We start from the raw sequence: 21,206 nt of genomic DNA on the forward strand, positions 1-21,206 counted from the left end.
AGCACTTGATTCCGTTTCGGCTACGCCTGCACTCCATCAAGTGCTGACATTAGCCTCTATTTTTTCTGATTAGCTGGTATACTTTTCAATTGGAATGGTGGTATACTTTTGAACTGTTATTTATAGCAAATTTTTCGATTAATGATTCTTTTTGTATAGTATTATCACCGAAATCAAGCTTTATTATAGGCGAGATATCCTGATTGACTCGATCTACTTGGTAAAAACTATAATTTAAACACAATGGGGAAAATATAAGGTTATTATTGGAGGTGAAGAATGGGTTATAGTTCATTGTTATAGAAGAAATACAATCTTCTTCATAACTAATACTTTTGATAATTTTCTTTTTGTTATAATTGCAAAATACTATGGTAGCATCTTTGTATCCAGACATCACAGGGGTAAGAATGTATTCATTATTACTAATAGATACAAATCGGGAGAATATTTTACTGTTCTGTTCAAGACTAATTTTCTCTATAAATTGAAAAGATGTATTGTATCTATATATTGTTCCATATGGATTTAGTATTTCTATGGCTCTTGAAAAGGGATTGTAAATAACGTCGACTGCAGTTCTATACTCATTCGGACCTTCCCCAATTACGTTTTTTGAATTAGCAATGAATTGGCCATCCCCTGAAAAAAGAGAAACAACCAATTCCTTGTCTAATATTATAAACATATCAAGTTCATCACAATAGTCTATTTTTTTGTAAGTAGAAATAATACTATTCGTATCCGTATGTAGAGGTACGAGCTCTATTTTTTCAATAAACTCAGACATTTCTTCATTTTCTTTTTTATCTAGATTTATAGAAATAACTTCTATTGATAAATTGTCAGCTTTTTGATTTTGGCTACACGATAATAAGACAAATAGTGGTAGCAGATAAAATATTATTTTCATTTTAGTTGGATAGTTTTTTAATGTATTAAAAATTTCTTTCGTGTTCATTACTAGGTGTTTTACCTCCCTGCTTAACGGTTGCTTTTAGTTTTTTTGTTAAGTAAAGCAAAGAGTGTATATAGTAAAATATCCTGATTTTGTACCACTTTCTGATAAAATAGCGTTTAATATATTTATTTCTTGAGGCTACTTTAATAGGAGCAAGTCATGGTTAATGCAAAAATATAGATAAAATAAACTTAAACAACAGTTAAATGAACAGTCAAGAATAAGTTTTGGTAACTGTCTGAATTACAGCATGTGTGTCAGTAAATTGTCAGAGAAATGTCATCAAATTGTCATCGACCCTATTCCGGATCAATGATAAATTGAGATTCAAAAAAAATAAACCGATATTAAACAGTAAAAATAGGCTGCACGCACTTTAAAATTATAGTGTTGATTTCCCCTTCATTTGAACCAATATTTAATCAGTATCGGATTTTGTTCTCTATCCGCCTGTAACAGTTTTTCCAAAATAATTTGTTGCTTGTCGTTCAGCATCTCCTTGGTCACACGTTTTTCTAAATCAACCCATTGGATAGGCATCATGGCATATTGGTCTGTAACTATGATTTCTTCTCCACGATACGAGTTAAACCACACTTTTTCATCAAATTCTATGATATATTTGGATTTGCCGGTGGATTTGTCATATATGATATTTGCCCTATGGTCGTTATCTTTCCACAAAACAGATGCGAATATATATTTGTCGTTATGTCTTACAGCCTGTATCATGTAAGAATATTGAGCATACATTTCTTCTATATTCTTAGTAAAATTCATTTTAGCCTCTTGCGAGAGCACAGCAGTTCTACCATCTTTGGTGTATTTCCCAAAATCAAATTTAAAAAAGGCTTCCAACTGCTTTTTTCCTATTTTATAAACAATAGGATGGAACGGTCGGTAAAAGAACCATTCATCTTTATATTGATAGGGTATTTGTGAATAACTTCCGATAGATATATCTTCTTCAAATTCTTCATGCAATAATTCTTGTTTATTCAAATCGAAATAAGCAATTTTTTTAGGTTCAAACAGAGAATGAGACACATAAATATCATTATCTAAAGCAGCAAGCGAGTGAGCCACCTTAAACTCCGGATAAGAAATTCGTTTGGTTTCAATAAAATCCCCCAATAAACTATAGACATGTATTCGTCCATAAGGTTCCAATATTTCCAGATTGCCGGAAAAGGGATTAATATTAAAATCCGAAATAAATGCATATTCTCCAGCTCCTTGTCCCTTTGTTCCTATTTTATATAGAAATTTACCGGCCTTATCAAACACAAAAATAAGACATTGGGGCTTATCCAATGCATAATACTTATCCTCATGTTCAACCACTTTGGTAATTGCCTGGACAAGAGCATCAGATGATGTTTCCAACGGAATAAGTTCTATGGAACGGAAATAGTCGAATAAAGAGGCTTTCTCTGGGTGATCTAAGTCAACAGAGATAGTGTTATCCGATTGTCTGGGGGCACACATGACAAAGCATAGTGTAAAAAGCAAGATAAAGATATTTCTCATATTACTATTAAATTAAAATAAGATAAAGATGCTGATAAATGAGGGATTATCTCATTTGCAATAGTATCTTTGTTAAGTCCTTTATACATAGGGGCATTGTTATTTGTTGTTTTGCAATTACAAAAACGCTTCCTTTTTTATCAATTATTAAAAAATCCAAGATTACTTCAGTAGCAAGTATGATTAATGCAAAAGTATACATATAATAAACTTAAACAACAATTAAATGGACGGTCAAGGATTAATTGAGGTAACTTTCTGAACCACAGCATGACTGTCAGCGAATTATCAGAGAACTTAATCTGGAATCAATGGAAAGATGAGATGAAATGGATATGAAACAAAAGATTTTGATGATAGTATGTTGTGTGGGGCTGACCTTTTTATTCGGTTGGTGGCTGTGGAGTGCTTTTCATATACAGCAAAATAAGTTGTGTTCAGAGTCTTCTCTTGTGTTTACAGATGTGTTGCAGCGAGAAAAAACGTTACAGATAGGGAGAGTGTTCGGGAGCTATAATCCCCAAAAATCTCCTAATGCAATATCGGGTGCTGAGAAAAGTGAATGGTGTGATCAGGATTTTTTATTTTACCGTGATTCAACCCGTACTTTATTGGATAGTCTTTTTCGTACTACACTTTTAGAACGTAAAATTGAGGCAAATACAGCTATTTGTTGTAAATGGAATGGTCATGTTATTAATACTTCCTCCGACAGTATTTTTTATGAAGAAGCGATTCCCTTAAAACAATTTATCTATCGGATTGATGAGAATCCCGATAGAAATATCATGTTACAAGCCTATATACAATTCCCTTTTGGAACGGTTTGGCGACATAGTCTGCTAATGTGGATTATTGTGGGAGGATGGCTTTTATTGTTAGGTTCGGTTACTGGTGGATACTGTTTCTGGTATCGAAAGATGCAGAGGGTTGCACACCAAGAATTGCAGTTGAAGCAAAAAGAGCAAGAACGGCAGGTATTAAATCAACAACAAGAGGAACAGAGATTGGAACTGCAACGGAAACAAGAAAAGCTGCAAAAACAGCAACAGGAATTGCTGGAAAAGGAAAAACGCTTACCAATTCCTGAGCCATTAATCCAGGATAAAAGAATCAAGTGGGTGGAATTATCAAAAGATTTATTTTTTAATGAAGAACATGGTGATTTATGCTATAAAAAAGACACGAATATCCGTTTGACAGAGAATTCATTAAGACTATTTTGTTCTTTCATTCAAGTTGAACAACAGAAATTGACTTATGAAAATATATGCATAGACGTATTGTCTCGATCGATAAAAAATGGATTATCTAAAACGGATCGCGATGCTGTAGCTAATGCGATTCGACATTTACGAACACATTTGAAACAAATAGCTGTCATCAAAATAGAACCGATCAGGGGTATAGGATATCAACTGATTTTCCTGAATTCTTAAGTGTGTAATTGTATTATTAGAGAGTGATTGCCACCAAACCGGTTTCCTGTCAGAAGCCTATTGTCCGGATTCGTCTATATAGAAAAGTTTATCGAGATTGTTTTTACGTATGCTGTTGTCATCATTTCGGATGATGTGTTCTAATAGCTGACAACCTGGTAGATTTTATCGGTCCAATCTATCGTGAAATATCCTTGCGGATCCAATATACACAATTGGAAGACGAGAAGCTATGGAATGAAAATAACTAACCTATGCCTTGAACGTAGCTAATTCCTAAAATGAAATCCTTTATAGATGTAAGACAAAAGAATCCACTTAATTAATATTTAATGAGCATTTGTTGTATTGTTGTCCTATATTTATTTGGAGAACTACCTTTTTTGTTTTTAAATATTCTAATGAAATTAGATTGATTGTTGAATCCACATGAGTAGCAAATTTCTGCAACAGTATGAGTTGTTTCTGTAAGCATTTGACATGCTCTGGCTATCCGAAGATTTGTAACATAGTCTATAAAATTATTGTTTGTCTTCTTTTTAAAAAAATGGCTGAATGCCGATTCAGACATATTTACGAGATCGGCCGCATCTTTTAATTTTATTGGTTCTTCAAAGTTGTTTTCGATGAATTCACAAACCTTCGCAATTCTTCGACTTTTTGATGCTCGTATCGTATCTTTAGTGTCGTATTGGTTGCTAACGAGAATACGTCGATCAGCAATGGACAGCTCATGTAAAATAGATAAAAACTCCAGGACTGTATGAAATCCTTGCATCTTAGTAAGTCTAAGTATTTTTTCTTTGATAAATTGTTGTGTTTGTTCTGAAAAAACAATACCCCTTTGAGATTCTAAAAGTAATTGTTTTATCTGGCTAAACAAACGCTTTTCGAGTATTGGAAAGTCCAATAATTTATCAGAAAATTGAATAGTGATCACATGATTCCCTTCAACTATTTCCCCATTCCAGGCATGAGGAAGATTTGGTCCAATCATTATGAGATCTAATGAATCAAAATATTCTATAGAATCACCCACAATTCGCTTACCGCATGAGTCTATAACTAAATTGATCTCATAATCTGAGTGATAATGGACCGGATAATCGAATTTTGCACTTGGATGATCTAAAACTATAAAAAGATCGTCCATAGAAATAGGAGTAATTTCTTTTTGTATGTCTTTCATAATACATTTAAAGTTTCTTTTTGCAAAACTATTATTTATTCTGATATTGAATACTATTATTCAAAAAAGTATAATCATAAAACAGAATAATATAAATTACTTAAATTGAATACCCTTACTTTTGCCAACGAATTTAATCTTAAAAATAAGTATAATGGAGACATTCACAATAAGCGTGTTGGATTTAAGTATTGTTTTTATTTATTTGCTCCTGATAATATGGTGGGGGTTAAAAAATGGAAAAAGCTCAGACTCTCAATCTTACTTTCTGGCAGGTAGATCCATGTCGTGGAAGGTTGTAGGCTTATCTCTTTTTGCAGCCAGTATTTCGAGTACAACATTGATTGGGCAATCTGGAGATGCATACCACACAGGGATTGCAGTTTTTAACTATAATCTTACAGGGATAATTGTGATGGTGTTTTTTGCTATTTTTTTGTTGCCTCTTTATCTAAAATCAGCTGTTTTTACAATCCCTGAATTTCTTGAAAAACGATTCGATCATCGGTCAAGATATTATTTTTCAGCAATATGTATAATAGGAAACATATTTTTAGATGCCGCAGGTGCTCTATATGCTGCCGCTCTAATTATTAAACTAATAGTTCCAGAAGCTGATTTACAGCTTATTATAATCATATTTGCTATTATTGCAGCCTCCTATACAATTCCAGGTGGCCTATCCTCGGCAATTAATGCAGAATTGATTCAAGCAGTAATATTGATACTGGGCTCAGTTATTCTGACAGTGATCTGTTTCAATAACGGTGGCGATTATTTTTATAATCTTTTTGCTAGTGACGATATTCTGACAAAGTTAATCAGGCCACTCACCGATACTGCTACTCCATGGCTGGGACTGATTGTGGGAATGCCTGTACTTGGTATTTATTTCTGGGCTAATAATCAGACGCTTGTTCAACGGGTGTTAAGTGCCAAATCGGTGGAAGAAGGACGAAAGGGAGTTTTGTTCACTGGATTTTTAACAATGTCGACCCTGTTTATCATCGTATTGCCCGGAATAATTGCTAAAAATCTATTCCCAGGTCTGGAAAAACCAGATATGGTGTATCCCACTATGGTACTGCAATTAATGCCGGTTGGACTGTTAGGTATTATGTTTGCTGCACTGTTGTCTGCTTTGACATCTACTCTTAGTGCGATAATGAATTCAACATCTACTTTATTTACAATGGATTTTTATGCACAGTTCTCAAAAAATAAGGATTCTGCACGACTGGTAAAGGTTGGAAAAATTTCCTCATGTATAGCGATTCTTGTAGCTGCGATCTGGGCTCCTAATATTGGTCAATTCGGTTCTCTATTAAAATATTATCAAGAGATGCTCTCCTATATTGCTCCCCCAATAGTAGGAGCCTTTATAATGGGTATTTTCAATAAGCGAGTAAATGGTACTGGTGCTTTTATAGGATTAATTACAGGATTGTTTATTGCTGTACTTCTTTTGTTCTTCAAACCATTCATTTTTGGTGACTTGCATTTCTTGCTGATAGTACCTTTTTTATTGGTATTTAGCATGATTGTTATCTATGTGACCAGTCTAATGTTCTCTAAACCAGCAAACGAGAAACTTACAAATACTACTTTTTCAATAAATGATATTAAATCAGAAATAACAGAATTAAAATCTGAATCGTGGCATAAGAATTATTTATTCTGGTCATTAGTCCTACTGATTTTAAGTGCTTTAATTTGGATTGTTTTTAGTTGATGTACTAATTAAATTAATATATATGAAGTTAAAAAAATTCGAAAGTAATCCTATTCTTTCTCCTTTAGAGATAAATGATTGGGAATGTTTGGTTACTTGCAATCCTGGAGTTTATTTTGATAATGGTATTTTTTATATGCTTTACAGAGCTGCAGGGGATGATCCGGAACATATAATTCGTTTAGGTTTGGCTACAAGTCGGGATGGTTATCATTTTGAAAGGATGAGCAATACTCCTGTTTTTGGTCCAAGTTTAGATGGTCCGGATGCAGGATGTGTTGAAGACCCAAGGATTGTTAAGTTTGACTCCGAATATTATATTACATACGCCTACAGACCTTACAGCCCAGGACAATATTGGAAGTTTGCACACGACGAAATTCTTCTTCCTTCTTGTGGCAAGTATGCACCAGCTGCAATATCGAAGAACTTGGGAAATACTGGACTGGCCGTTACTTCCGATTTTAAATCTTTTAGGAGATTAGGAAGAGTAACTTCTCCTATATTGGATGATAGAGATGTTATCCTTTTCCCCGAAAAGATTAACGGCCAGTTTGTAATGCTTCACAGGCCCAAACAATTTGTTGGAGATGATTATGGAGTGGAATTCCCGTCTATATGGGTAAAATTTTCTGACGATATACTGAATTGGGAAGATAAAAAAAGTCACTTGCTTATTTCGGGGATAAAAGGATCGTGGGAAGAAAAAATTGGAGGAAGTACACCCCCCTTGAAGACTGATAAAGGTTGGTTAGTGCTATACCATGGCGTGGAACATGGAGGAAAAGGCTATTACAGAGTAGGAGCTTTACTTCTTGATCTTGAAAATCCATTACGGATTATTGCAAGAACACCTAATTGTATCTTGGAGCCTGAATTTGAACATGAGACATCCGGTTATTATAACGGTTGTGTATTCCCTACCGGAAATGTTATTGTTGATAACACGTTATTTGTTTATTATGGAAGTGCCGACAAATATGTTTGTGTGGCGACATGCAAATTAGATGAATTATTGAATTACCTACTATCGGAGTGCCAATTATAATTTTAGCATAATATTGCTCATTATTATTTATATATACTATTCAAAAAAGTATAATACTTGAGCAAAGATTATAAACTTTACTGTTTTAGCTCACCATATATTTGTAATCTCTTTTAATACACTGCTTTGTGCACAAAGTGGGTGTGAAAAGTATTTTTTTTAAATTTCTTAATTTCTAATAATATGAAAAGAAAACGGAAACGTAGTATGTATTCCATGTTGTCATTTGTAGTATTGATAATGTGTTTGTTTTTTTCCAGCACTCCTGCAATTATTGCGGCTAATCCACAGCAATCGGATCGAATTACGATTACTGGAGTAATTAAGGATGCTCATGGAGAATTAATGATTGGTGCAACAGTGAAAGTGAAAGGCCAATCTATCGGTTCAGTAACTGGTGTTGATGGTAAATATGAATTAAGAGATGTACCTAAAAATGGTATTTTAGAGTTTTCTTATGTGGGGATGGAAAGCAAAGATGTTCCTGTAGCAGGGAAGACTGTCATAAATGTCTCCTTAAATGAATCATCAGTACTGCTGGAACAGGTTGTTGTTGTTGGTTATGGAAGTGTTAAGAAGAGTGATGTAACAGGAGCAGTAGCATCTGTTAAAACGGATGCGTTGAAAGCTATTCCAGCGAATTCGGTGGACGGTTTACTTCAAGGGCGTGCAGCCGGTTTACAAGTAGTAAACTCATCACAAGATCCTGGAGCCGGTGCTACTGTACGAATCAGAGGGGGAAGTTCACTTCGTGGATCAAACGCTCCTTTGGTAGTTGTTGATGGCTTTCCTCTTGGCGATGCAGGAGATATGAAGCAAATCAATCCGGCTGATATTGTAAGCATGGAGATTCTTAAGGATGCATCAGCTTCTGCAATTTATGGTTCAAGAGGCGCGAACGGGGTCATTATGATCACAACAAAGAAAGCCAAATCTGGAACGTCTAATGTTACAGTTAGACAACAAATAACAATGTCTGAATTCACTTCAGAATTAGATTTGTGGAGAAATCCTGTATTGATGGCATCCCTGAGTAATGAAAGCAGACTTAATGGAGGTTTTAGTCCGCTTTATATTGGAGAAGTAAGTTCAACAGGTATTTATTATCCTTCTGTTCAAGAGCTTCAATCTACATGGAATACAAATACCCGATGGGATGATTTAGTGTTTAGAAGTAATCCGATTTCGAATAATACTACTGTATCTGTTTCTAGTTCAAACGAAAAAACATCTTTTAATCTGAGTGCAAATTATTACACAGATAAAGGGATGTATATAAAAGATGATTATAAAAAGGGAGGGTACAACTTAAGTGTTGATCATAATATCTATGATAATTTCAAAATCAGGTTCTCTAATATTCTTTCTGCAGGAAGTAGAAATTCGAACGGGGGACTTGCCTATTGGCGTAATCCTATTTTCCCGGTGTATGATGAAAAGGGAGAATATTACCTAACGAATGCAAATGACTTTAGTCATCCTATCGCAATCAGCGACAATCAGATGAATAAAAGTAAAACTTTGGATTTAATTTCTTCTGCAGCATTGGAGTGGCAGATTCTTCCTTATTTGAAGCTGACTACACAATTGAACTATAAATTCGGAAAATCGACGAGCGATAGCTATCAACCCAAAGTTTATACAGAAGGTGGACAGTTTAGCAACGGTCTTGCCAGCATTAACAACTGGGAAGGAAATAACCTGGTTTCTGAAACATTTGCTAACTTCCAAAAATCGTTCGATAAACATGATATAGGTATTATGGCCGGCTATTCGTTCGAATATTCGATGTCCAGAAGCTCAGGTCTGGTTGCAAAAGATTTTGTAAATGAATCTTTAGGTAACGAGAACATGAGTGCGGGTAATCCTGAGAAGAATGAGTTGTCGAATGGTTATGCCGAATCTAAATTGAAATCCGGAATGTTCCGTTTGAACTATACGTATGCCAATAAGTATCTGGTAACATTGACTGCCCGTGCAGATGGATCCTCAAAATTTGGGAAAAATAACAAATGGGCAACATTCCCTTCTGGAGCAATAAGCTGGAAAGCCCATGAAGAAGGATTTATCAAGGACCTTAATGTTTTTGATGAATTAAAGCCTCGTTTTAGTTATGGTATTTCAGGAAACCAGGGTATTAGTTCATATCAGACATTAAGCAGATATGGTACTGGGAAGTATTATAATGATGGAAATTGGGTAACAACAATTGGTCCTGGATATGTTTCGGGATGGACGGGCCCGGGTTGGATTTATAGAGTATGGAGTGGTATCCCTAATCCAAATTTAAAATGGGAGACGACTGCTCAAGCCGACTTAGGTTTAGATATGGCTTTCCTTGACAGAAAGTTACGAGTTACATTCGACTATTATGACAAGCAGACTCGTGATTTGTTGCGTGAACGTAATCTGGCTCTTTCTTCGGGTTATGATAAAATGTGGGTTAATGACGGTAAAATCCAAAATAGAGGATATGAAGTTTCTATCGATGCAGACGTTATTAATACAAAAGATTGGAATGTAGGGGGAACTCTTATCTATTCTCATAACAGAAATAAAGTAAAAGACTTGGGAAATACGCTGGAATCCGGACTTATCACTGATCCAATGACAGGTAATTTATTTGAATATGTAGGTAATAGTTTAGAACAGTATCGTGATTACACAAATATTCTTGCAATCGGACAACCTGTAAATGTTTTTTACGGATACAGAACAAATGGAATTATTCAGACATTGGAAGAGGGAGTCTCTGCTGGATTGTCTGGAGATAATGCAAATCCAGGAGAGTATAAATACCTCGATTTGAATGGAGATAGTGAAATAAATGAAAAGGATAAAACTATTATTGGTGATCCGAATCCTGATTTTACTGCAAGTTTGAATCTAAATATAGCCTGGAAAAAATTTGATGTAAATATATTCTTTAATGGAGTATTCGGACAGGATGTATTGAACACACAGGCATTTAACCAGCCTAGCAACCAGCCATTCCGTTGGACGAACGATAATCCTACGAATGAATATCCAAGTCTAAGAGAAGGTAGACAAGTTAAAATTTCTGATTGGTGGCTTGAAGATGGTTCATTCCTCAGAGTTCAGAACTTAAATTTGGGATATACATTTGATTTTTCTAAAAAATCAATTTTATCAAAGGCTCGTTTATATATAAACACATCAAATCTATATACGTTTACTAAATTTAAAGGATATGATCCAGAGGTTGGTCTGAACGGCGTGTACAGCGGAGGATATCCTAGATTAAGAAAGTGGACTTTAGGTATTGATTTAACCTTTTAAACAATTAAATAATTATGAAAATCAAATTAAAATATATAGCATTATCTAGCATTTTATTATTTGGATCATGTAGCTTGGATGAAGAGCCATATGGATTCTATTCCGAAGATAATTTCTATAAGACGGCAGGCGATGCAGAGGCGGCAGTTGCCTATGCTTACGGAACATTGACTTATCTTGAATATTCGAGATCAATTTTCTTCCTGGGAGATATCGCTAGTGAAAATACAACTACGAAGTCGGATGCGAGTGCAGATAATCAAGATCTGAATAATTGGAAAGTTGATAATTTTAAGACAAATGGAACTTTAGAAAACTTTTTTAAGTATGGATTTATCTCTATAAACAGAGCTAATGCCATTATTAAAAAGATTCCGGAGTGTGATTTTAATCAGAATTTAAAAGACCAATATCTTGGAGAAGCCTATTTCCTGAGAGCATGGAACTATTTTAATCTGGTACGTAACTTCGGATTAGTTCCTTTGCACGAATCTGTGGTAGAGACGTTGGATCAGACAGCATCCCCTCTTGCTCCGGACATGGATACGTTATATGATCTTATATTGTCTGATTGCAGGAAGGCTTCTGAGCTGTTGGACGTATATGATGCTCCCAAGATCGGCCGTGCAGACAAAGTGGCCGCTCAGGCATTGGCTGCAAAGGCATATCTGTATATTGCATCGGCAAAAGAGCATAATGTATCACTTTATAAAGACATGAAGCGAGATGTAACATTAATGTATGATAGTGCTGCATATTATGCCGGAGAAGTGATCCATAAACAGTCTGTCTATAAATTCGATAATTCTTTACTTGATATTTATGATGTAGAAAAACCCAGAGGTCCGGAGCATATTTTTATAATGGCTATGGATCGTTCCGGTTCTACGGAAGGCGAATATTCGAAAATCTCGAAAATGTTTATTCCTTACATTGACGGTGCAACTTTATATCTGAAGCAAGGGGATACTAATGCATACATTCCAACACATGACGGTTGGGGTGAATATAGAACCGAAATTAGCTTTTATAATAGTTTTGATCCGAATGATAAGCGTAAAACGGATCTTATCGTGAGCAAGGTCTACAGCTCTGACGGTACTTTGAAGGCTGAATATCCGGGTAAGATCCCATATCCGTTCTGTCGTAAGTTTATAGATCCGAAATTCGATGCTGACAAAACAAGTACCCGTCCGTTTTTAATCAGATTCTCGGATGTCGCATTGATTTATGCTGAAGCTGCCGGACCGACACCTGAATCATATTCACTTGTTAATTTTATCCGTCAACGTGCTGGTTTAGGAACTCTGAATCCGAATCTGACTAAAGAGGCTTTCAGAAAAGAAGTGTTTAAAGAGCGTACGTTCGAATTGGCCTTTGAAGGGGATCATATGTATGATTTACGCCGTTGGAACCGGATCATCAGTGATGTTCCACAGGCTGCAGGTCTTTCAGAAGATCGTGTAACCTTTTATCCGATTCCTCAAGCAGAAATTAATTTGAATGGAAGCATCCGATAATCTTAATAATCTAGAAAGTATGAAACTTACAAAATATTTATTATTTGTGTTTATCCTTTTAGCACAATTGTCTTGTGTTAAAGATCCACTTGATGATGTAAATGCAGGTGGTTGGAATCATGAAAGAAAAGTTCTTAATATTAAATTTGAAAATCAGGTAGGGGTTGCAACTATCGAAACGACCAGTGCATCTACAGGCGATATTACATTGTCAATCAATGTGGCAGCTATTCCTGATTTGTCGCAAGTTAAGTTGGCAGACATAGAGATGTCTTATCAGGCTAACGCATCCATTTCTGTTGGAGATGCGCTTAATTTCGAGAATGAATCGCGCACAGCTTCATTTTTGGTTACTTCAGCTACAGGTGAAACCAGAGAATATAAGATTCATGTAAATGAATTTACAGAATCTTTAGTGGGAGTATGGGAGGTCAAGGATCTAACAGTATATGGCGGTACCGGCCCTGAATATGGCGGTGGAGCGGTTCTGCAGTTAGCTTCAAAATCATGGTGTTGGTCTGAAACGGTTGGTCCTGATAAGGAATGTGATAATACACTCACCTTTACAATGACCGATATTACAGACGATGGAAATACTTCTGGTATTTGTATCAACGATGCAGGAGCTGATGGAAAATATGCTGATTTTATTTTTGCAGGAAGCATGAATAAAGAGAATCCCGGTGTACCTCTTGATTTGAAAAAGTTTTATCGTCAAATTCCTGAAGGGAAAAGCACGTGGGTTCGTAATTATTCAGCAGGAACCATTACTTTTACTGATGCAAATGGAAAAGTAACAACCGGATCGTTGGTCGGAGCTGGAAAGGAAGATTTAGGAAACGGACTTTCAATGACTGTTCAGAACAATGCATTTGCTTTCAATCTAAATGGAACAGATGATTGGTCGGCAATTTACAGTGATTATGATAAATTTGCTAAGAAAGCTCGTAGATACTGGATATCCGTTGTTAAACGATAAATGATTCCGTAAGTCGGTTGGTTTTTTGTAATCAACCGACTTATTGTTGTTTATAAATATAAATCCAATAAATATATAAATGATGCGAATAACTACATTGACATTGATTGCTTCTGCATTTCTGATGTTAGTTGCCTGTAAACAAGAAGATGAGGTACAGATAACCATTTATCCTGAAGTAATAAATGCAGGATATATTGGGAATGGAGCAGAATGGGATCCGTATGATGAGGCAGAATCGTGGGGAGCTACGGTTTCGGAGGAGGATTGGCAAACTCTTTTTAAACGGCTTGATTATATGAAGATGGGCTATGTGCGGTGTATGATTAATAGTCCTTACAGATATTACGATGCTGCAGCTGGTACATACGATAAGAATAGAAATATTGAATCTATATCGAAGCTACTCAAATATTGTACTGAAAGAAATATCAATGTCATTTTTGGAGAATACAATCCTCCTTCCTGGGACATGAAACAGGACCAGAAATGGGTAGATATGTCGGTAGATTATTTAAATTATTTAGTAAACGATCTGGGTTTCACTTGTATTAAGTATTTTGTAATTTTCAATGAACCGGACGGTGATTGGGCTTCTCCAAATGGCGATTATTTATTGTGGAAGGAGATGTTGACCCGTTTTGATAAAAAAATGAAAGAATATCCAGGTCTTTCCGATAAGGTTAAGTTGGCAGGTCCGGATATTGTTGCAGACTACGCGAATCCCAATTCAGAATATGATTCTGAAAAATGGATCAGTCAATCTGTGATGGATGTAGATTCTTTGATTGGAATCTATGATATTCATGCATATCCGGGACAAAATCAAGTTCGTCAGGGTGAATATCCTTCTATCCTCAATAAATATAAGAAACATATTCCTGAAGGAAAAAAAATAATACTTGGCGAGGCTGGTTATAAATATTGGAGGGAGCCGGATTCTTTATTGATGGCCGAATATAATAGAAGACTCATTGGTCATCCTTATACAAAAGGAAGTGATTGTAATATGCTTTGTTATGATTATTTCTATGGGTTGGATATGCCTTTGCTCTGTATGGAAGTGATGAATGCCGGCTATTCTGGAATGGCTGCATGGATGCTGGATGATGCAATGCACAGCAATGGTGATTCAGGAAAGCCTGAAGATATCAAGATCTGGGGTATGTGGAATATCCTTGGTAAAGAGGTATTCAACAAGCCTGAGGAGGAGCAAATTCGTCCCTGGTTCTATACATGGTCTCTGATGTGTCGTTATTTCCAACCCGGATCCGATATTTTAAAGAGTAAAGTTGATACTGCGGATAAAGATATCTACACGGTTGCTGCAAGACATAACGATAAACATGTGGTGGCCTTGGTAAATGTAGGGGATAAGGATAAAGTTGTTACTATTTCATTGCCCTTTGAAATGAAGCAAGCAGATCTATATTTATATCAGGAAAACAATATGCAGAAAGACAGTGATGGATTTCCTGTCCCTGCTATTTCAGATCTAAAAATAGACCATTCTTATAAAGCCACCCTAAAGGCCCGGAGTTTTGTATTAATTACGGATATGAACCACCAATAATATGATTAAAATGAATGTATTAATTCTTAGTGCTATGATGCTGTTTGGTGCTTGTGATACGGATAATCCCATAGATAAGCCCGTACAGCCGGATCCTGATCCTGTAACGACAGTGGAGCTTAGTATTGTGGATAAAAAGTCTACAGACCAAACAAAGGCTTTATATTCACAATTATGGGCTATTCAATCTAAAGGTTTTATGTTTGGGCATCATGATGATCTTTTTTACGGTCGCAAGTGGTTTAATGTTCCAGGCGGTTCGGATACAAAAGATGTTTGTGGAGATTATCCGGCAGTTTTTAGTGTTGATTTCGCAGAAATTATGGATGATCGTTCTCTGGCGAGTAATTCTAATGATATACGAAGAAGATGTATTATTGAAGCTCGTGAAAGAGGAGAGGTTATTACTGCATGCTGCCATTTGAATAACCCGCTTACAGGTGGAGATTCATGGGATAATTCAAATATAAACGTAGTAAAAGAAATTTTGAAAGACGGAAGCCAAACAAATTTAAAGTTTAAAGTATGGCTTGACCGATTGGCTAAATTTGCTTTAGATCTTAAAGATAGCAAAGGAAATCAGATTCCCGTGATTTTCAGACCTTTTCACGAACATACTCAAACTTGGTCATGGTGGGGGCAAATGTGCACTACTGAAAAGGAGTTTATCGATTTGTGGCGATTTACTGTGACTTATCTTAGAGATGTAAAGGGGGTTCATCAGTTTATTTATGCCATCTCTCCCCAAATGGATGTGCCTAAGACAAAAGATGATTTTTTGTTTCGCTGGCCAGGAGATGATTACGTCGATTTTATCGGAATGGACTGCTATCATGGCTTAAATCCGAGTACATTTTCGACTAATCTGAAATCGATTGCTGCTATCTCGAAAGAAAAAATGAAGCCATGTGGCGTTACTGAAACAGGAGTTGAAGCATTTACGGACAAAGATTTCTGGACGAAACAGATTCTTACTCCGGCAACGGGTCGATTCGTCAGTCTAATTGTAACGTGGCGTAACAAATACGATCCTCAGGAAGAAGGAACTCACTATTTTTCGGTATTTAAAGGTCATCCATCCGAGTCTGACTTTATTAAATTTTACAATAGCCCGATATCATTTTTCAGTAAGGACCTGCCTGATATGTATATTCAGGCAGAGAATGTTGTAGTCAAATAGTGCAACCTGTATTATTCCCATCTATATAGTCTGTGAAGTGTTTGAATTAAATTCAGTATTTCACAGACTATTTTTGTATATTAAATAGTAAGTTTTCGAGACGGCACTTACTTTTTGTCATTAAAATTTATTTTATCTCATCTGGCAAAGCTGTTATCTGCTTGTATGTTTGAAGTTTAAGGGTTTTATTGTATATTTGTTCAGAAGGGGCGTAATTTGTTACATAATGTATCCGGTTTGTTACGGATCCTGTCTTTTTGAATAATCTGCTTCCAAAATATATGAATAGAATGATGAAATTTTTTGACAAAAAAATTTATAACCTTAACCTGATGCATATGGTGGAGAGGGTTGGAAATGCGTTACCTCATCCTGCGGCATTGTTCGGGTTGTTTGCTGGATTTACGTTGGTGTTTTCGGGTGTGGGACATTGGTTGGGTTGGAATGGTATCCATCCGGCTACCGGTGAGTTGGTTGCGGTAGTTAATCTTCTTTCAAAGGAGGGGCTTCACCGCATATTGCTGGATATGGTTGACAACTATACAGGATTTGCTCCGTTGGGTATTGTAATGGTTGCCATGTTGGGAATCGGAGTGGCCGAGAGCAGCGGATTAATCCGGGCGGCTATCAATGCATTGCTGATTAAGGCTCCCAAAAGTTCGATTACATTTATGGTGGTGCTAACCGGAATTCTTTCAAATGTGGCTTCCGACTTAGGATATATCCTGATAATTCCATTGGCCGGTGTGATTTTTCATTCCTTGGGCAGACATCCCATCGCCGGTATGTCTGCAGCTTTTGCCGGTGTTAGCGGTGGATTCAGTGCCAACCTGATTATCGGCACTATCGATCCTCTATTAGCGGGATTATCCACCGAAGCGGCCCGTATCCTGGATCCTGATTATTATGTAATGCCCACGGCCAATTACTATTTTATGGCTGTGTCTACCATCGTGATTGCTGTTACAGGTACCTGGGTTACCAAACGGTTTGTGGAACCGAGATTGGGCCATTATTCCGGGGATGTACCCAAGGAGGAGATTACCGATCTGACTGCAAGAGAGAAAAGCGGTCTGCGTTGGGCGGGAATTACATTGGCACTTTTTATGGGAGTAGTTGTTTGGGGATTGGTGCCCGACCATGGGTTCTTGCGTGGAGCCGATAATCAGGTACTGCATTCGCCGGTTCTGAAGGGATTCATATCGTTCTTGTTTATCCTTACCGCTGCCTGTGGTATCGTGTATGGCTATGTGGCCGGCACTTTTAAAAAGCACGAGGATGTGATAGCCGGAATGAATCACAGCTTTAAGGGATTGGTCTCTTTTCTTGTACTGGTCTTTTTTGCTGCTCAGTTTGTAGCCTGGTTCAAATGGAGTAACCTGGGATTGCTGATTGCCCTGAAGGGGGCTGCCTGGTTGCAGGCTGTGGATATGGGTATTATTCCGTTGGTAGTACTGTTTGTGATACTGTCTGGTTTTATAAATATGTTTATGGGGAGTGCATCGGCCAAGTGGGCTATCATGGGACCCGTGTTTATTCCTATTTTTATGCTGTTGGGTTATTCCCCCGAACTGTCTCAGGCAGTTTTCAGAATAGGGGATAGTGTAACTAATATAATCTCGCCGATGATGAGTTTCTTTGCTTTGATCATAGTGTATTACCAGAAATACGAACCAAAGGCGGGTATAGGTACATTGATGGCAACTATGCTGCCTTATTCGTTTGCTTTCTTCGTGGTGTGGACTGCTTTGATGATTGTCTGGATATGGCTGGCATTGCCGCTTGGTCCGGAGGCCGGCTTGTTCTATACAACCGGGCAATAGTATTTATTTGAACATCGTGGATAAAATAAAAAGAGCAAATGGAAAACCATTTGCTCTTTTTGTATGGGGTGCCTTACCTTAGTGCGAGGGTTCCATAACCACTTCGACGGTGTTGCCTTGTTTTAACAGAGACTTGGCCAGGTTCTGAATACTTGCAGGGGTGATCGCATTCAATGTAGCATCATAGGTGCTGTGATCGTCACGTTTCTTAAAGTAATAGGTGTCGATCGTATTTAACCAATAGCTGTTTTCCTGCAATGCTTCGGCATGTTTCTTTAGCAGGTTTTCCTTCGTCTTATTGAAATCTTCCGGACGAGGACCAGTTTCCGCTATTCTTTTCAGCTCATTGTGTACGATGGAGTTCATCTGGGCACGTTTGGCAGGATCTGTATCGAAATAGGTCTGCAAAACGGTGCGTCCTTCGGGGAAGCTCGAAATTTGAGCCGAAGTCTGCACTCCGTAGGTTCCTCCTTCATCTTCGCGTACCTTCTCCATGTACACCAGATCAAGAATCTGCTTGAACATGGTAAGTGTAAGCCGGTTTTCGAGGGTATAAGGCAATTCGCCGCTGAAAAAGTTCACTACCGAAGCCTTGGGAGTTTGAAGTGAACGGGCAAAATGGTTCACTGCCGAGCCTTTACGTATAGCCGGTACCTCGTTTACATTTCCTTTTTCCACTCTTTTGAGGGAGGGAAGGGTGGCCAGATATTGTTTGGCATATAGCTTGAGGCTGTCTTGATTTATATTACCCACAAAGGTGAAGGTAAAGTCGGATGCATCGGCAAAGCGTTCCTTATACATATCAAGGATGCGTTGGTAGCTTATCTTCTCAAAATCACTCTCTTTTAGTCGCACCGTCCTTGGATTATTATTGTAAATTTCCTTGGTTATGGTGTCGCTGAAGGCAACCATCGGATTGAGTTCGTAGTTTTTTAACTGAGCTTTGGTACGTCCCTCAAAAGATGTATAGGCTTCGGTATCGGGGCGCAGTGCTGTAAACTGAAGATAGATCAGCTGGAAGAGTGTTTTTAGGTCGGCCGGAGTTGATTGTCCGTTCAGACTTTCGTTATCCATACCCAGACTTGCTGATACAGAGGCTTTCTTTCCGGCAAGGACTTTGGGAAGATCCACTGCACTGAAGTTGCCCAAACCGCCCAATCCAATCACATCGTTAAAAAGTTTCAGGTTGGCTGCATCTTCTTTGCCAAACAGTGAACTACCACCCGGACTGGTGGCGGTCATCAATACCTCATCTTTTTTCAGTTCAGTAGGTTTCACAACTACCTTAACCCCATTTCCAAGGGTAAGAACGGTTGTTCCGAACAAGGGGTCTTTCTCTTCTTTCAGAATGGTTCCAGGAGTAGGTTCTCTGGCAATAAGAGGTTCGTTTGAGACAGTTTCCTTGTACGCTTCAACCTCTTGCTTCTGGGCTTTCATAAAGGTACGCAGCAGATCGTCTTCGGAGGGGTAGGTGAGTCCGGCTTTTTCGGGACCTGTAAGAGAGATAACGATATTTTTATCGCCAATCATGTCCTGTATATACTGGTTTATCTGCTCAACAGGTATACCCGGTGCAATCTGGTTAATCAGCGCATACTCGGTCTCGATACCCGGAATATATCCTCCATCGGTAAAGTGAGTAACATATTCGTTGGTGTAGGCATCGTTTTTCTGCTTATCGCGTTCGTTGAAATGTGTTTCGTAGTTCTTAAGCACATTGATGCGTGCCCGTTCGTATTCGGATGCTGTGAAGCCGAATTTCTTGAGTCGCTGTGTTTCCACCACCATGGTCGTAAGGGCTTCGTTTATGTGGTCTTCCTTGGCCAGGCAGGCAACTGTCCACGCGTCTTTAGATTTGGCTATCATATATTCGCCGTCGGAAGCCTGGGCATCCACAAAGGGAGGGTTCCCTTTCTGAAGCAGCTCGTTGAACCGGTCGTTCATCATACTGCTGGCTACATTGCGGATGTAATCCATCACAAGGCCCATGGGCGTTGCGTAAAGGTCGCGGGGAAGCTTGTCGTGTTTGTAGAAGAGGTACAGGATGGTGTTGGATGCCTCTTTATCCGTTGCCACCGAAACCAGCGGAAGATCGTTATCCGGCACCTGGTGCAAGACGCGTTCGGCGGGATTAACCGGTTTGGGGATATCGGTAAACATCTGTTTCAGGCTGTTCTCAACCTGGTCTACATCTATATCACCTACGATAATTACTGCTTGCAGATCCGGACGGTACCATTTTTTGTAATAGGCACGTATTTCATCGTACTTAAAATTATTGATTACGTCGATGGAGCCGATGGGCATGCGGTTGGCATACCGGCTACCGGGAAACATTTTGGGTAACTGTTGCTCCCACAGACGAGCCTGGGCATCCTGACGGGTACGCCACTCTTCGCGAATTACACCGCGTTCTTTCTCGATGGCGGAGTCTTCCAAGGCAATGAATCCCGACCAGTCGTGCAGGATCAACAAGCAAGAGTCTACCACTTCGCGGCGGTTTACCGGGGCGTTCATAATCATATAAACGGTTTCGTCGAACGAAGTATATGCGTTGAGGTTTTCGCCTCCGCGTATTCCAACACTTTCAGTAAAATCGTCTATGCCATGCCCGGGAAAATTCTTGGTTCCGTTAAAGGCCATGTGCTCAAGAAAGTGTGCCAGTCCGGCCTGATTGTCTTCTTCCTGCATGGAGCCAACCCGTTGGGCGATGTAAAAATCGGCTCTTTCCTTGGGTTGTTCGTTGTGCCGGATGTAATAGGTCAGTCCATTGGCCAGTTTGCCATAACGTACTTTAGGGTCGATGGGAAGGGGTTGCATTTGTTGCTGGGCTGTTATTGGAAGGATAAATCCCAGCAGCAACAGCCAGACTAAATAACTTCGATTTTTCATTTTGATCAAATTCTTAAATTGTTTTCGTGGGGATATGGTA

13 protein-coding genes are annotated in these 21,206 nt (G+C 38.0%); 9 read left to right on the forward strand and 4 right to left on the reverse strand.

Translation table 11 applies throughout. From position 1 onward, the window contains the following. Positions 1-85: 85 nt before the first annotated feature. Complete coding sequence (locus tag AB7E53_RS04995; RefSeq protein WP_446774516.1) at positions 86-961, reverse strand: 6-bladed beta-propeller; 876 nt, start codon at positions 959-961, stop codon at positions 86-88. A 402-nt stretch (positions 962-1,363) separates the two neighbouring features. Then, on the reverse strand, positions 1,364-2,491 hold the full coding sequence (locus AB7E53_RS05000) for a 6-bladed beta-propeller (RefSeq protein ID WP_446774518.1): 1,128 nt from the start codon (positions 2,489-2,491) through the stop codon (positions 1,364-1,366). 335 nt (positions 2,492-2,826) lie between these two features. Between AB7E53_RS05000 and AB7E53_RS05005 the strand changes: the two genes are divergently transcribed. Beyond that, entirely contained in the window at positions 2,827-3,930 is a 1,104-nt protein-coding gene (locus tag AB7E53_RS05005) for a hypothetical protein (protein ID WP_446774520.1), read from the forward strand. A 322-nt stretch (positions 3,931-4,252) separates the two neighbouring features. Here the strand turns inward: AB7E53_RS05005 and AB7E53_RS05010 are convergent, their stop codons facing one another. Continuing rightward, entirely contained in the window at positions 4,253-5,119 is an 867-nt protein-coding gene (locus tag AB7E53_RS05010) for an AraC family transcriptional regulator (protein WP_446774522.1), read from the reverse strand. A 154-nt stretch (positions 5,120-5,273) separates the two neighbouring features. On the opposite strand from AB7E53_RS05010, the gene AB7E53_RS05015 reads away from it, so the two are divergent. The 8 genes from AB7E53_RS05015 to AB7E53_RS05050 all read left to right on the forward strand — a co-directional run bounded on the left by AB7E53_RS05015 (position 5,274) and on the right by AB7E53_RS05050 (position 18,274). After that, a complete protein-coding gene (locus AB7E53_RS05015; RefSeq protein WP_446774524.1) occupies positions 5,274-6,851 on the forward strand; it encodes a sodium:solute symporter in 1,578 nt (525 codons plus the stop codon). 22 nt (positions 6,852-6,873) lie between these two features. Continuing rightward, positions 6,874-7,899, forward strand: coding sequence for a glycoside hydrolase family 130 protein (locus tag AB7E53_RS05020; protein WP_079682331.1), 1,026 nt, complete (start codon positions 6,874-6,876; stop codon positions 7,897-7,899). Between the two features lie 207 nt (positions 7,900-8,106). After that, entirely contained in the window at positions 8,107-11,199 is a 3,093-nt protein-coding gene (locus tag AB7E53_RS05025) for a SusC/RagA family TonB-linked outer membrane protein (protein WP_446774526.1), read from the forward strand. A 14-nt stretch (positions 11,200-11,213) separates the two neighbouring features. Further along, on the forward strand, positions 11,214-12,719 hold the full coding sequence (locus AB7E53_RS05030) for a RagB/SusD family nutrient uptake outer membrane protein (RefSeq protein WP_446774528.1): 1,506 nt from the start codon (positions 11,214-11,216) through the stop codon (positions 12,717-12,719). 19 nt (positions 12,720-12,738) lie between these two features. After that, positions 12,739-13,698 carry a hypothetical protein gene (locus tag AB7E53_RS05035; RefSeq protein ID WP_079682419.1) on the forward strand — a complete coding sequence of 320 codons (960 nt, stop codon included), beginning with the start codon at positions 12,739-12,741 and terminating at the stop codon, positions 13,696-13,698. A gap of 79 nt (positions 13,699-13,777) precedes the next feature. Then, positions 13,778-15,271, forward strand: a complete 1,494-nt coding sequence (locus AB7E53_RS05040) for a hypothetical protein (protein WP_446774530.1) — start codon at positions 13,778-13,780, stop codon at positions 15,269-15,271. A 1-nt stretch (position 15,272) separates the two neighbouring features. Beyond that, positions 15,273-16,451, forward strand: coding sequence for a glycoside hydrolase family 26 protein (locus AB7E53_RS05045; RefSeq protein WP_446774531.1), 1,179 nt, complete (start codon positions 15,273-15,275; stop codon positions 16,449-16,451). A 290-nt stretch (positions 16,452-16,741) separates the two neighbouring features. Further along, positions 16,742-18,274 carry an AbgT family transporter gene (locus tag AB7E53_RS05050; protein ID WP_446774533.1) on the forward strand — a complete coding sequence of 511 codons (1,533 nt, stop codon included), beginning with the start codon at positions 16,742-16,744 and terminating at the stop codon, positions 18,272-18,274. 78 nt (positions 18,275-18,352) lie between these two features. Here AB7E53_RS05050 and AB7E53_RS05055 read toward each other — a convergent pair whose 3' ends face one another. Beyond that, the gene (locus AB7E53_RS05055) at positions 18,353-21,166 is read right to left on the reverse strand and encodes a M16 family metallopeptidase (RefSeq protein WP_446774535.1); all 2,814 of its coding nucleotides are present in this window, start codon (positions 21,164-21,166) and stop codon (positions 18,353-18,355) included. Positions 21,167-21,206 lie beyond the last annotated feature (40 nt).

This window comes from Macellibacteroides sp. (genome assembly GCF_050251695.1).
GTDB classification, from domain to species: Bacteria; Bacteroidota; Bacteroidia; order Bacteroidales; family Tannerellaceae; genus Macellibacteroides; species Macellibacteroides fermentans.